Below are 13,946 nucleotides of genomic sequence, written 5' to 3' on the forward strand. Positions count from 1 at the left end.
TCACCTGTCGGCCACCTTCCTCATGATCAGGGCCGCGCGGGCCAGCGTGTCCCGTTCGTCGGGGGTGAGTTCGGCCAGCGCCTCCTCGACGAAGGCGTCACGGCGTCGGACGGTCTCGTCGACGATCGTGCGGCCATGGGCGGTCAGATCGATGGTCACCCGTCGTCGGTCCGCGGCATCCGGGATCCGCGTGAGATACCCGGCGTCCTCGAGGAGCGTCACCGTGCGGTTCATCGACGGTGCGGTGACGCGCTCACGCTCGGCCAGTTGGCCGAGCGTGTGCGCGCCGTGCACCGTGAGGGCGGCGAGGACGGCGAACTGCCCGTCGCTCATGGAGTCCACGGCTCGCTGAGCCCGGAGGCGACGAGCCAGTCGGAACGTCGCCATACGCAACTCGGAGGCTGCGGCGCTGAAATCGTGACTGTTGTCGGTGAGGGGGGATTCGTCGACGCGGTCGTTCATGTTCCTGATTGTTAGCCTAGCTCATTAGTCGTGCTAAAAGAATGGATGCCGCGCTTCGCGGCCGGCATCTGCGGTGGGCGGCCGGAGCGGTGGCGGCGGGCGCTGATCGCCCCGCGCCGTCCCGCGCGGAGGCGGTCGTACACTCGCCCCATGCCCGAGTTCGTCGATGCCTACGGCATTTCCATCATCTACGACGTGCACGAGGCCGCCGAACCCCGCGCCGTGGTGCAGCTGCTGCACGGTGTGGGAGAGCACGCGGGCCGCTACTCCGCACTAATCGAGGCCCTCGTCGCGAACGGGTACACCGTCTACGCCGACGACCATCGCGGCCACGGCCGCACGGGACTGCGTCAATGGGGCGGTGACCGTCGCAAGCTCGGCCGCCTCGGGCCCGGGGGCGGTGCGGCTGCCCGCGACGCCGTCTGGACGCTGTCGCAGCGCATCCGCGAGGAGCACCCCCACCTTCCGCTGGTGCTGATCGGGCAGTCGTGGGGGTCGTTCCTGGCGCAGATGCTGCTGGACCGGCATCCTGAAGCCTTCGACGCCGTCATCCTCACCGGGTCGGCCCTGCGATGGCCGGGGTCGCTGAACGCGGGTGATTTCAACGGCCCGTGGAAGCATCTGCGGGGCTCGGGCATGGAGTGGCTGTCGAGCGACGAGGAGGTCGGCCGCGCGTTCGTGGCCGACCCGCTGACGACGTCGACGCCGCTGCCGCGGCTGTTCGGGCCGATCGAGAGCCTGAAGCTCGCCGGCCGTCCGCGTCGCGATCTCGGCCGCGATGTGCCCGTGCTGCTGCTCGTCGGTCGCGAAGACACCGTCGGCGGCCCGCGCAGCGTGCACCGCCTGGCCGACGCGTATCGCGGGCGTGCCGGACTCACCGACGTCACCGTTCGCGTCTACGAGGGGGCGCGGCACGAGGTCTTCAACGAGGTGCAGCAGGGGGAGGTCCGCGACGACGTGTTGCGGTGGCTCGACGCGCATCTGCCGGCCCGCGGCTGATCCCGGGGCGGGCGAAAGAGCATTCGCCTCGACGCTTCATTCCGCGACGCCCGGTAGGCGAAGATGAGCGCATGACCCAGACGTCCGCGCCCGCCACGCCGGGTGATCCGGCCGACGCCCCGACGGCCGGAGGCTCCTCTCGGCCCGGCGCCGCGGCCGGTCGCGCGTCGGCCGCCCTCGCCCGCGTCTGGGACCGCCGGGACCACTGGGCGGTCCCCGTCGCGGTCTTCGCGGTGGTGCTCATCGGCTACGTCGCCTTCGCCGCACAGCAGTGGACGCATTTCACCGCGCGCTCGTGGGATCTCGGCATCTTCACGCAGCTGCTCGCGCATTACGCGGCGCTCCAGCCGCCCATCGTCGACATCAAGGGCGACGGCTACAACCTGCTCGGCGACCACTTCCACCCGCTGCTCGCGATCCTCGCGCCCCTCTACGCCATCTTCCCCTCGGCACTCACGTTGCTGGTCATCCAGGCCGCGTGCTTCGCGTTCGCTTCCGCGGTGTTCGCGAGCGCCGCGCGGGCCCGACTGGGAGACGCGGCCGGGGTGGCGCTGGGTCTCGCCTTCGGCTTCGCCTGGGGCCTGCAGTACGCCGCCGACGCGCAATTCCACGAGATCGCGCTCGCCGTTCCCCTGCTCACCCTGAGCCTCGTCTCCTTGCTCGATCGCCGGTGGCGGGCGGCCTGCCTCTGGGGTGCGCCACTGGTCTTCGTCAAGGAAGACCTCGGTCTGACCGTGGTCATGCTCGGGCTGGTCATCGTGCTGCTCGCCTGGCGGGAGCGCGGCATCCGCTCGCCCCGGCGCAGCGCTACGGCGGAACCCCCACGACCCCTGTCGGGGGGAGCCTGGGCGCGGGCCTCGCGGTGTGGGGTGCGGTGTGGTTCGTCGTGGCCACGATGATCGTGTTGCCGGCCCTGAACCCCGGCGGCGAGTGGGCCTACGCCGACAAGGCGGACCCGATCTCCGTCCTCACCGACACCGCGAGTCTGTTCGACCCGGCCAAGGGCGAGACGATCGCGCTCATCCTCGCCACCTCCGCGGCCCTCGTCCTGCGCTCGCCGGTGGCGCTGCTGCTGTTGCCGACCCTCGCGTGGCGGTTCTTGTCCACCAACTCCGGCTACTGGGCGCCCACCTGGCATTACAGCGCGGTGCTGATCCCGATCGTGTTCGTCGCGCTCCTGGATGCCATCGACCGCGGGCGCTCCTCGCGCTGGGCGTGGATGCGGACGTACGTGCGGCAGGCCCCGGCGATCGCGGTGACGGCGGCGATCGTGCTGCTGCCCGGGCTGCCGCTGTTCTCGCTGGTGAAGGCCGAGAGCTGGGAGCCGTCGCCGCGAGCGGCGAGCGCCCAGGCGGCGATCGACGCCGTCCCGGAGGGGGCGAGCGTCGTGAGCGACATCGGGTTGATGAACTACCTCGTCAGCGACCACGACGTGTACTGGATCGGCAACGCCAATCCCGAGCCGGACTGCCTCGTCATCGACACCATCGCCGGGGGCACGCCCGGCGAGTGGGGCAGCGTCACCGAGGTCGGCCAGCGCCTGTTCCCCGGCGCCGGCTACGTCGCCGTGTTCGACAGCGACGGTTACCAGGTCGCCTGCCGCTGAGCCGCGCGGCGCCGCGCTCCCCGTCGACTCGTGCGGCCACGGATCGCTCACGCCGCCGGGGAGTGCACCGACACCCCGGGCGGGTCGGCGGGGCCCACGGACGCCGTGGGTGCGAAGATCGGCGGGCCGCCGCCCGACCGCCCCGCTCCGGCGGGGAGTGCCGCGGGGCGCGTCGCCGTAGGCTGGGACAATGCACGGCGAGTACAAGGTCCCCGGCGGGAAGCTGGTCGTCGTCGACCTCGAAGAACGCGAGGGCCGCATCGCTGGCTTCCACCTCGCGGGCGACTTCTTCCTCGAGCCCGACGACGCCCTCGACGACATCGACGCGGCCGTCAACGGCCTCCCGATCGAGTCCGACGTCCCCACGATCGCCGCCGCCGTCCGTGCGGCCCTCCCCGAGGGCGCGCAGTTGCTGGGCTTCACGCCCGAGTCGGTGGCCACCGCCGTGCGCCGCGCGCTCGTCACGGCGCCCGGCTGGGCCGATTTCGAGTGGGAGGTCGTGCACGACCGCCCGGTCTCGCCGCGGATGAACCTCGCCCTCGACGAGGTGCTCACCACCCGCGTCGGCGCCGGGCTGCGCAAGCCCACGTTGCGCCTATGGGAGTGGAACGAGAACGCCGTCGTCATCGGCTCGTTCCAGTCGCTGCGCAACGAGGTCGACCCCGCCGGCGCCGACAAGCACGGCTTCGACGTGGTGCGCCGCATCTCGGGCGGCGGGGCGATGCTGATGGCCGCGAACTCGATCGTCACGTACTCGCTCTACGTTCCGGCATCCCTCGTCGCGGGCATGACCTTCGCCGACTCGTACGCGTTCCTCGACGACTGGGTGCTGCAGGCGCTGCGCTCGCTCGGCATCGAGGCGGTGTACCAGCCGCTCAACGACATCGCCGGACCCCACGGCAAGATCGGCGGGGCCGCGCAGAAGCGCCTCGCCAACGGCGGGGTGCTGCACCACGCGACCCTCAGCTACGACATGGACGGGCAGGTGCTCACCGAGGTGCTGCGCATCGGCCGCGAGAAGCTCAGCGACAAGGGCACCGTCTCGGCCGCCAAGCGCGTCGACCCGCTGCGGAGCCAGACCGGCCTGCCGCGCGATCAGGTGATCGACCGCTTCATCCAGACCTTCACGACGCTCTACGGCGCCACGGAAGGCCACGTGACCGACGAGGAATACGCCGAGGCCGAGGCGCTCGTGGAGTCGAAGTTCGCCACCGACGCGTGGCTGCAGCGCGTCCCGTGAGCGTCGACGTCACCGCCGACGCCGTCGCCCCCGGCAGCGTCGAGATCCACCACGCCGACAACCTTTCCATCACCCCGGCCTTCGCCGACGGCTCGTTCGCCCTCGTCTACCTCGACCCTCCGTTCAACACCGGCCGCACGCGGTCCAAGGCCGTCGAGTCGGCGACGTGGACGCCGCCGGCCGACGAGACCCCGGATGCCGCGGAGCCCGAAGCCGTGGCATCCATCGACGACCCGAACATGCTGACGTTCCCCGAGGAGGAGCCGCCGCCGCCCCCGGTGGTGCAGCGCGGCTTCCACGGCCGCGAGTACGCGCGCCTGCGGGGAGACCTGCGCACCTACGACGACCGGTTCGACGACTACTGGGGCTTCCTCGAGCCGCGGCTGATCGAAGCGTGGCGCCTGCTCGCCGACGACGGGACGCTCTACCTGCACCTCGACTACCGCGAGGTGCACTACGCCAAGGTGATGTGCGACGCGCTGTTCGGGCGCGACAAGTTCCTCAACGAGCTCATCTGGGCGTACGACTACGGCGCGAAGACGCGGCGCCGCTGGCCCACGAAGCACGAGACGATCCTCGTGTACGTGAAGAACCCGTCGACGTACTTCTTCGACTCGGATGCCGTCGACCGCGAGCCGTACATGGCGCCGGGTCTCGTGACGGCCGAGAAAGCCGCGCGTGGGAAGCTGCCCACCGACGTGTGGTGGCACACGATCGTGCCGACCACGGGACGCGAGAAGACGGGCTACCCGACGCAGAAGCCCGAGGGCGTGCTGCGGCGCATGGTGCAGGCGTCCAGCCGGCCCGGCGACCGCGTGCTCGACATGTTCGCCGGCAGCGGCACGCTCGGCGCGGTCGCGGCGCCGCTGGGGCGGCACAGCGTGCTCATCGACGACAACGCCGATGCCGTGGCCGTGATGCACAAGCGGCTGGAGCCGTTCGCGGGCTGAAGCCGCCCGGGGACCCGAGCCGCCGGCGGTGTGACCGCCCCGCGGCCCGCGCAACCCGTCTCGCGCAACCCGTCCCGCAGCCACGGGTTCCGGCCCGCCGGCCCTCGATGTCGGTGCCCGCGCCTAGGGTGAGCGCATGGAATTCGGCATCTTCGTTCCGCAGGGTTGGCGTTTCGATCTGGTGGGTATCGACCCCGCCGAACACTGGCGGGTGATGAACTCCCTCGCGCAGAGCGCCGACGACGGACCGTGGGCATCGCTGTGGGTCTACGACCACTTCCACACCACGCCCGTGCCCAGCACCGAGGCCACGCACGAGGCGTGGACGCTCATGGCCGCGTTCGCTGCGGCGACCGACCGCGTGCGCCTCGGCCAGATGTGCACGTGCATGGGTTACCGAAACCCCGCGTATCTCGCGAAGGTGGCCGCGACCGTCGACGCGATCTCGGGCGGTCGCGCCGAGATGGGCATCGGCGGCGGGTGGTACGAGCACGAGTGGCGCGCCTACGGCTACGGCTTCCCTCCCATCGCCGAGCGGCTCGGACGCCTGCGCGAGGGCGTCGAGATCATGCATCAGGCCTGGACCACCGGGGAGGCCACCCTGTCGGGCAAGTACTACGAGGTCGACGGCGCGATTGTGCAGCCCCAGCCGCTGCAGCCGGGCGGCATCCCCCTGTGGATCGCGGGCGGCGGTGAGAAGGTCACGCTCAAGATCGCGGCGAAGTACGCCTCGTACACGAACTTCGGCGGGTCGCTGGAGGAGTTCGACCACAAGTCCGAGGTGCTGCGCGGGCACTGCGATGCCCTGGGCCGTGACGCCGCCGAGATCACCCGGTCGACGAACTTCAACACCATCGTCGCCGCGACCGAGGCCGAGGCCGAGGAGCGCCTGGCCGCCGTCGTCGCACGGCTGCGCCCGCACGTGGGTGACGAGCGCGCGGATGCCATCGAGGCCGACTACCGCGCGTCCGACGGCTTCGGCACGCCCGAGCAGATCGTCGAGCGGCTGAGGGAGCGGGCGGCGCACGGCCTGGGCTACGCGATCCACTACTTCCCCGAGGCCGCCTACGACACCTCGGGCATCTCCCTCTTCGAGCGCGAGGTCATCCCCCACCTCTGACCGCGTTCCTCCGCGTGAGGGGTCAAGAATTGTCGCTCTGCCCGCGGCGAGGCGACGGAATTCGACCCCTCACGCGGCGGCGGATGCGGCGCCCTCCCGCCAGCGCATCACGCGCAGCGCGAAGAAGGTCAGCCGGCGTCCTGACCGCGCTCATCCGCGTGAGGGGTCGAGAATTGTCGCTCTGCCCGCCGCGAAGCGACAGAAACTGACCCCTCACGCGGGAAGGCTCCGTCCGCCTCCCGCACCTGACCAGCGACTCCCACACGCCGACGTTCGAGCCCGCGCTCCGTCTCCGCCCGCGTGAGTCGCCAGATTCTGTCGCCTTGAGGGCCCCGCGAGCGACACATGTTGGCGACTCACGCGGGGCAGCGTGGCAGCGGCACGCGTCGGCGCCGGGGTCGGCGGCGGGGTGGATGCCGCAGCGTCGAACACCCCGCGCGCGCCGGGTCGTGGCATCCCGGGCCGTCCACCCGGGTCTCGGCCGCCCGCGAAGGAGACCCCCGACGCCTTCTTGTCGTGGCCGCTGCGTCTCAACGCCGCTGCGCGGGGTGGTGCTGCCGGTGGGTCGTGTGCGTGTGTGGCCCCGGGGGCACGCGCAGCGCCCCGGGGCCACCCGCTGCGCGCGGGGTGCTGCCGGTGGGTCGTGTGCGTGTGTGGCCCCGGGGTCACGTGCAGCGCCCCGGGGCCACCGCCGACGCGCGGGGTGGTGCTGCCGGTGGGTCGTGTGCGTGTGTGGCCCCGGGGCCACGTGCAACGCCCCGGGGCCACCACCATCGCCCCACCCGCCCGGCTCGCCCCCCAATTCTCCCCGTGGAACGCGCGGCGTCACGCGTCGCGGCGCGCACCCTCCGACGGAGTCACCGTGAAGATGTTCGGCGCGCGGAAGCCGGATGCCGCGAATGCGGCCTGAACGGCATCGGTCGCCGCCGGGATCAGGTCGTCGGAGATCAGCGCGATCGCCGCCCCGCCGAACCCGCCGCCCGTCATGCGCGCGCCGAGCGCGCCCGAGGCGAGCGCCGTCTCGACGGCGAGATCGAGCTCGGGCACGGAGATCTCGAAGTCGTCGCGCATCGAGGCGTGCGAGGCGACCAGCAGGTCGCCGATGGCGCGGGGGCCGTGAGCCTCGAGCGCGGCCACCGTGTCGAGCACCCGCTGGTTCTCGGTGACGACGTGGCGAACGCGGCGGAAGGTCACGTCATCCAGGATCTCTTCGGCACGGGCGAGGTCGTCGACCGTGAGGTCGCGCAGCGATGTCGCCCCGAACGCGGCGGCGCCCTTCTCGCACGAGGCGCGGCGCTCGCGATACCCGCCGGTCGAGTGCGCGTGCTCGACGAGCGTGTCGACCACGAGGATCGACAGGCCCGCAGGCGTGAAGCCCAGAATGACCGGCCGAGTCTCGAGCGTGCGGCAGTCGAGGAAGGTCGCCGCGTCGGCGACGCCGAGCATCGACGCCATCTGGTCCATGATCCCCGTCGGTGCACCCACGGCGTCGTTCTCGGCGATCCGTCCGACACGGGCGAGCGCGACCTTGTCGAGGCCGGCGTTCCACACGTCGTTGAGGGCGGATGCCACGGCCCCCTCGATCGCGGCCGACGACGACAGTCCGGCCCCCACCGGCACGTCCGACGCCACCGCGATGTCGACGCCGCGAGGCGCGGCATCCGGGGCCTCCCGCAGCAGTGCCCACGCCACTCCCAGCGGGTACCCCGCCCAGTCGAGGCCGCTGGCCGCGATGCGCGCATCGAGCTCGCCGAGCGAGACCTCCACCGCGTCGGGCGCGAAGGTCGAGCGTACGCGGATGACGTCGTCGTCGCGCAGGGCGACGGCGGCGGCGGTGCGCTGCGCGATCGCGAACGGGAACACGAAGCCCTCGTTGTAGTCGGTGTGCTCGCCGATGAGGTTGGCGCGGCCGGGGGCCGACCACACCCCGATGGCGGGAGCGGCGAGAAGGGTGCGGGCGTCGTCGACGGCGGTCATGCCGTCACCTCCGGAACGGTGTCGAGGGCGGCGCGCAGGCGTTCGGCCTGCGACTCGGGGGTCACGTCGCCGATCCAGGCGCCCATGGCGGCCTCGCTTCCGGCGAGGTACTTCAGCTTGTCGGCGGCGCGGCGGGGAGAGGTGATCTGCAGGTTGAGGCGCACGGCATCCCGTCCCCGTCCGACCGGCGCCTGGTGCCAGGCCGCGATGTAGGGGGTGGGGGTGTCGTACAGCGCGTCGATGCCGCGGAGCAGCCGCAGGTAGAAGGGAGCCAGCTCGTCGCGCTCGGCGGCGGTGGTCTCGGCGAGGTCGGCGACGTGGCGGTGGGGCAGCACGTGCACCTCGATCGGCCATCGCGCGGCGAAGGGCACGAACGCCGTCCAGTGCTCACCGCGCAGCACGACGCGCTCGCCGGCCTGCTCGAAGTCGAGGATCCGCTGGAACAGGTCATCGGAGGTGCGCGAGATCGTGTCGAGCAGCCGGTGCGTGCGCGGGGTGACGTACGGGTACGCGTAGATCTGCCCGTGCGGGTGGGGGAGGGTGACCCCGATCTGCTCCCCGCGGTTCTCGAACGGGAAGACCTGACGGATGCCGGGCAGAGCCGACAGCGCCGCGGTCCGGTCGGCCCACGCCTCGATGACCGTGCGGGCGCGGGTGCGGGTGAGCGAGCCGAACGAGCCCTCGTGCTGCGGCGAGAAGCACACGACCTCGCAGCGTCCGACGGAGGTGCGGGTGCGGCCGAGACCGAGGTGTTCGAGGTCGTCGTCGCTGTGCGGAGGGTCGACGGCGGCGGGGGCGTCGGTGGTCGCGTCATCGAGGGCCGGGCCGAACGACGGCGACTTGTTCTCGAAGACGGCGACGTCGTACAGCGAGGGGATCTCCGACGGATTCGTCGGCGTCTGCGGCGACAGCGGGTCGAGGTGCGCGGGGGGGAGGAACGCGCGGTTCTGGCGATTGGATGCCACGGTGATCCAGTCGCCGGTCAACACGTCCTGCCGCATCGTCGCGGTCGTCGGGCGTGGGTCGAGGGTGCGGGCGTCGACGGCCCGTTCGGCGCCGAGCGCGGTGCCCGGGTCGTCGAAGTAGATGAGCTCGCGGCCGTCGGCGAGGCGCGTCGGCCGCTTGATGACACCGGCTCCCAGGGGCTCGGCGATGAGACTGTGCGTGTTCACGATAACACGCTAGCGGGCGCGCGTGATATCGTCAACATGCAGGAGGTGAGATGCGCGTATCGATGGCACACGTTGCCGAGCGGGCCGGCGTTTCGGCGCAGACGGTGTCGCGCGTCGCGAACGGCAGCCCGCGGGTCGACCCCGCCACACGCGCCCGCGTCGAGAAGGCGATGGCCGACCTCGGCTACCGCATGCACCGTGCGGCCCGTGCCCTGCGCACCGGCCAGACCTCCACGATCGGCCTGGTCGTGTCGACCCTCGCCTCCGTCGGCAACTCCCGCATGCTCCAGGCGGTCTCCGAAGCGGCCGCCGCGCGCGACTATGCGCTCGCGGTCGTGACGGTGGGGGAGCGCGGCATCCGCGAGGCCTTCGCGCGCCTGCGCTCGCAGGGCGTCGACGGCGCCGTCGTGCTCAACGAAGCCACCGAGCTCGCACGCGATGTCGAGCCGCCCGCCGACCTGCACGTCGTGGTGGTCGACTCCCCGCCCGATCAGCGCTTCTCGATCGTGCAGACCGACCACGCCGGCGGCGGGCGGGCCGCCACCGAGCATCTCCTCGCGCTCGGCCACGCCACGGTGCACCACCTCGCCGGTCCCGCCCGCTCCTTCGCTGCGGCCGAGCGCGAGCGCGGCTGGCGGGATGCGCTCGCCGACGCCGGGGTCTCGGCGCCCGAGCCCGTCCGGGGCGACTGGACGTCGGCATCCGGACACGCGACCGCGGTGCACCTGTCGGAGGCCACCGCCGTCTTCGTGGCCAACGACCAGATGGCGCTCGGCGCCCTCCGCGCCTTCGCCGACGCCGGTCGCCGCGTGCCTGACGACATCGCCGTGGTCGGGTTCGACGACATCGTGGATGCCGCCGAGTTCCGCCCCCCGCTCACAACGATGCGGCAGGACTTCGACGCCCTCGGCGCCCGGGCGGTGGAGCTGCTCATCGCCGCCATCGAGGGGGGCGCTGCCGTGGTCGAGACGGTGCCCGCCCCGCTGATCCTCCGCGCGAGCAGCGTCCCCCGCTGACGAGGAACCGTCCTGCGCCCCTTCGCGTGAGGGGTCAAGAATTGTCGCCGCGACGGGTGCCGGAGCGACAATTCTTGACCCCTCACGCGCCTTTAGCGGGGGGCTTACTCCTCGAGCTGACCCAGCGAGGGGGCGGGGAGGAAGCGGGCGATCGGGTCGACGGCGTGCTCCAGCTCAAGCACCACGATCTCGTTCGCCCCGGCGCGTGTCGCCGGCCCAGGCACGTAGAGGGTGTTCTGCGGCACGTTGTTCCAGTACCGCCCGAGGAAGAAGCCGTTCACGAACGCGAAGCCCTTGCCCCAGCCCGTGGTGTCGAGGAACAGGTCGGCGGGCGCGTCCAGGTCGAACCCGCCCCGCAGCAGCGCGCGGCCGACGGCGCCCTCGCCCGTGCCGACGGCGGATGCCAGGTCGACCGGCGTCGCGGTCCAGCCGGTCAGCGGCTCACCGTTCAGGGTCACGGAGCCGATCAGCCCCTTCGTCTCGCCGAGCCGGTCGGCGTAGTTGACGCGGCCCTGGTCTTCGACGAGGACGGTGAGGCGGGCGCCGGCCGGGATCGTCAGCGCGCGTTCGTGCAGCGTCCGCGACAGCCGACCCACCGGAGTTCCGTCGACGTGGATCCACGCGAGGTCGCGCACCTCGCCGAAGACGAGGGCGGCGGGCCCGGTGAACGACGGAAGGTCGACGTCGTAGCGCACGAGTGCGCCGAGGTGCGCGAGGTCTTCGAAGGTCGCCGGGGCGTCGGTCGGGTCGGAGGCGGCGGATGCCGGCATCCATTCGCCCTCGCCCGTCAGGGCGACCTCGAAGGCCGGGGCCGCGGGCCGCGGCGTGGGCTCGAGGTCGGGCACGGGCGCGTACTTCGCGATGACCTCGCGGAACGCGTGGTACTTCGCGGTGGGGTGACCGCACTCGTCGATGGGCGCGTCGTAGTCGTACGAGGTGACGATCGGGTCGTACCGGCCCTTGTCGTTCGCGCCGTTCGTCGTGCCGAAGTTCGTGCCGCCGTGCACCATGTAGATGTTCACCGACGCCCCGGCCGCCAGCAGCACGTCGAGGTCGTGGGCGGAGGCGGCGGGGTCGGTGGTGTGGTGGATGCTGCCCCACCAGTCGAACCACCCGTCCCAGAACTCGCTGCACATGAGCGGGCCGGTGGGCTGGTGCTCGCGCAGAGTGATCAGGCGCTCCTCGGAACGCGAGCCGAACGAGCCGGTGAGGTGCAGCTCGGGCAGGCTCCCCGCCTCGAGCATCCACGGCATGGGCTGGTCGACGGTGGTCAGCGGCACCGTGATGCCGGCGTCTTTGGTGACCCGCACCAGCTCGCGGAGGTACTCCTTGTCGGATCCGTACGCACCGTACTCGTTCTCGATCTGCACGAGCACGACGTTGCCGCCGCGGTCGATCTGTCGCGGGGCGACGATCTCGTACACCCGGCGCAGGTACTCCGACACCGCCTCGAGGTACTGCGGCTCGGAACGGCGGATGCCGATCCCCGGCGTCGAGGTCAGCCACACGGGGAGCCCCCCGTTGTGCCACTCCGCGCAGATGTACGGGCCGGGGCGCACGATCGCGTGCAGACCCTCGGCGGCGACCAGGTCGAGGAAGCGGCCGAGGTCGTTCCACCCGGTGGCATCCCACTCGCCCTTCACTGGCTCGTGGGCGTTCCATGCCACGTAGGTCTCGATGGTGTTCAGGCCCATCGCCTTGGCCGTGCGGATGCGGTCGGCCCAGTGCTCGGGGTGGATGCGGAAATAGTGCAGCGTCCCGGAGATGACCTGGTGCGGTCGTCCGTCGAGGAGGAAGTCGGTGTCGCCGATGGTGAAGGTCGTCACGATGTCTTTCGGGGTCGGTCGGTGAGACGCCCGGTCAGGCGCACCCAGGCGAGGGCGGGAAGGGTGAGATGCAGGATGCCGTCGGCGTCGGTCTCGACGGCCAGCGGCACCGGCGCGACGGGCTCGGCGTCGGCGGAGTTGGTGGGTGTGGCGGTCGCCGCCCTCGGGGACCGTGATGACCACCGCCTCGACGTCGGTGACGCTGCCGAGATCGAGCTCGACGGTCGTCGCAGCCTCGAGGTCGCGGTGCACGAGGAACACCGACACGGCGTCGCCGTCGACGGTGGCGACCGTGTCGACCGCATCCACTGCTCCGTGGCGGGCGGTGTCGATGGTGGCGCCCTCGACGCGGGGGAGGATCACGCGACCGGATGCCGCCCGCGCGGTGAGGGCGAAGGGGTGGAACGTACTCTGCCGCCACGCCGGTCCGCCGCCGGGCTCGGTGCGGATCGGCGCGATCACGTTCACCAGCTGGGCGAGGTTGGCCATCGACACCCGGTCGGAGCGACGGATCAGGGTGATGAGGAGCGATCCCACCACGACGGCGTCGGTGACGGTGTAGTCGTCCTCGATGAGCCGCGGGGCGACCGGCCAGTCGCCGGTGAGGACGCGCGGCTTGTCGACCTCGTTCCAACGGGTCTGGTTCCACACGTTCCACTCGTCGACGCTGATGCCGATCGTGCCGCCGTCGGGCGTCGTCGCGCCGACCTCGTCGATGATGTCGACCACGTCGCCGATGTAGCGGTCGAGGGCGGCGGAGCTGGCGAGGAAGCTCGCGGGGTCTGCCGGGTCCTCCTCGTAATAGGCGTGCACCGAGATGTGGTCGATGAGTCCCGCGGTGTGGCGCAGCACCGTGCGCTCCCACTCCCCGAACGTGGGCATCTCGTGGTTGGAGCTGCCGGCGGCGACGAGCTCGACGTCCGGGTCGACGAAGCGCATCATGCGGGCGGTCTCGGCGGCGAGGCGCCCGTACTCATCGGCGGTCTTGTGGCCGATCTGCCACGGACCGTCCATCTCGTTGCCGAGGCACCACAGCCGGATGCCGAACGGCTCGTCCCGGCCGTTCGCCCGGCGCTCGTCGCTGAGCGCGGTGCCCGCGGGGTGGTTGGCGTACTCGAGCAGATCGGCGGCCTCGGCGACGCCGCGCGTGCCGAGGTTCACCGCCTCCATGACCTCGAGGCCCGCGGCATCCGCCCAATCCGCGAACTCGTGCAGCCCCACCTGATTCGTCTCGGTGCTGTGCCACGCGGCATCCAGGCGGACGGGGCGCTCCTCGCGGGGGCCCACGCCGTCTTCCCAGCGGTAGCCCGAGACGAAGTTGCCACCCGGGTAGCGCACGACCGTCGCACCCAGTTCGCGCACGAGCTCGAGCACGTCGGCACGGAAGCCGGCGGCATCCGCCGTCTCGTGACCGGGCGAATGGATGCCGTCGTACACGCAGCGGCCCATGTGCTCGACGAACGAGCCGAACAGCCGGCGCGGCACCTCGGCGCCGACGGCGTCGCGGTCGACGGTGATGCGGGTGGGGGTGGTCATTGCTCTCCTGGCGGGGAAACGGGTGGGGCGGGTCGCATGCGG

General features: G+C 71.8%; 11 protein-coding genes and 1 pseudogene. 7 read left to right on the forward strand and 5 right to left on the reverse strand.

From position 1 onward, the window contains the following. Nucleotides 1–462: a MarR family winged helix-turn-helix transcriptional regulator gene (locus QE392_RS06160; protein WP_307449496.1), complete on the reverse strand. Its 462-nt coding sequence runs from the start codon at nucleotides 460–462 to the stop codon at nucleotides 1–3. A 150-nt stretch (nucleotides 463–612) separates the two neighbouring features. Between QE392_RS06160 and QE392_RS06165 the strand changes: the two genes are divergently transcribed. From QE392_RS06165 to QE392_RS06190, 6 genes are all read left to right on the forward strand, one after another. After that, nucleotides 613–1,461 (forward strand): alpha/beta fold hydrolase, encoded by an 849-nt coding sequence (locus QE392_RS06165; RefSeq protein ID WP_307449500.1) that lies wholly within the window; start codon nucleotides 613–615, stop codon nucleotides 1,459–1,461. Between the two features lie 71 nt (nucleotides 1,462–1,532). Further along, nucleotides 1,533–2,360: a DUF2079 domain-containing protein gene (locus QE392_RS06170; RefSeq protein ID WP_307449503.1), complete on the forward strand. Its 828-nt coding sequence runs from the start codon at nucleotides 1,533–1,535 to the stop codon at nucleotides 2,358–2,360. Further along, nucleotides 2,357–3,067: a DUF2079 domain-containing protein gene (locus QE392_RS06175; RefSeq protein WP_307454042.1), complete on the forward strand. Its 711-nt coding sequence runs from the start codon at nucleotides 2,357–2,359 to the stop codon at nucleotides 3,065–3,067. The genes QE392_RS06170 and QE392_RS06175 overlap by 4 nt, the downstream gene beginning before the upstream one ends. A gap of 190 nt (nucleotides 3,068–3,257) precedes the next feature. Further along, nucleotides 3,258–4,307: a lipoate--protein ligase family protein gene (locus tag QE392_RS06180; RefSeq protein ID WP_307449507.1), complete on the forward strand. Its 1,050-nt coding sequence runs from the start codon at nucleotides 3,258–3,260 to the stop codon at nucleotides 4,305–4,307. Further along, complete coding sequence (locus QE392_RS06185) at nucleotides 4,286–5,257, forward strand: DNA-methyltransferase (protein WP_307449510.1); 972 nt, start codon at nucleotides 4,286–4,288, stop codon at nucleotides 5,255–5,257. Before QE392_RS06180 ends, QE392_RS06185 begins: the two co-directional genes overlap by 22 nt. A 136-nt stretch (nucleotides 5,258–5,393) precedes the next feature. Continuing rightward, nucleotides 5,394–6,377: an LLM class F420-dependent oxidoreductase gene (locus tag QE392_RS06190; protein ID WP_307449515.1), complete on the forward strand. Its 984-nt coding sequence runs from the start codon at nucleotides 5,394–5,396 to the stop codon at nucleotides 6,375–6,377. An 825-nt stretch (nucleotides 6,378–7,202) separates the two neighbouring features. On the opposite strand, the gene galK is transcribed toward QE392_RS06190, so the two are convergent. Beyond that, nucleotides 7,203–8,354: a galactokinase gene (gene galK / locus QE392_RS06195; RefSeq protein WP_307449518.1), complete on the reverse strand. Its 1,152-nt coding sequence runs from the start codon at nucleotides 8,352–8,354 to the stop codon at nucleotides 7,203–7,205. Next, entirely contained in the window at nucleotides 8,351–9,526 is a 1,176-nt protein-coding gene (gene galT / locus QE392_RS06200; protein ID WP_307449521.1) for a galactose-1-phosphate uridylyltransferase, read from the reverse strand. Before galT ends, galK begins: the two co-directional genes overlap by 4 nt. Nucleotides 9,527–9,588: 62 nt before the next feature. Between galT and QE392_RS06205 the strand changes: the two genes are divergently transcribed. Further along, nucleotides 9,589–10,542 carry a LacI family DNA-binding transcriptional regulator gene (locus tag QE392_RS06205; RefSeq protein ID WP_307449524.1) on the forward strand — a complete coding sequence of 318 codons (954 nt, stop codon included), beginning with the start codon at nucleotides 9,589–9,591 and terminating at the stop codon, nucleotides 10,540–10,542. A 104-nt stretch (nucleotides 10,543–10,646) separates the two neighbouring features. Here the strand turns inward: QE392_RS06205 and QE392_RS06210 are convergent, their stop codons facing one another. Both QE392_RS06210 and arfA read right to left on the reverse strand, forming a co-directional pair. Beyond that, nucleotides 10,647–12,368, reverse strand: coding sequence for a glycoside hydrolase family 35 protein (locus QE392_RS06210; protein WP_307454044.1), 1,722 nt, complete (start codon nucleotides 12,366–12,368; stop codon nucleotides 10,647–10,649). Next, nucleotides 12,365–13,904: pseudogene (gene arfA, locus QE392_RS06215) on the reverse strand (arabinosylfuranosidase ArfA). Before arfA ends, QE392_RS06210 begins: the two are co-directional and overlap by 4 nt. Between the last annotated feature and the right edge of the window lie 42 nt (nucleotides 13,905–13,946).

The organism is Microbacterium proteolyticum, from assembly GCF_030818075.1.
In the GTDB taxonomy this organism is placed as follows: Bacteria; Actinomycetota; Actinomycetes; order Actinomycetales; family Microbacteriaceae; genus Microbacterium; species Microbacterium proteolyticum_A.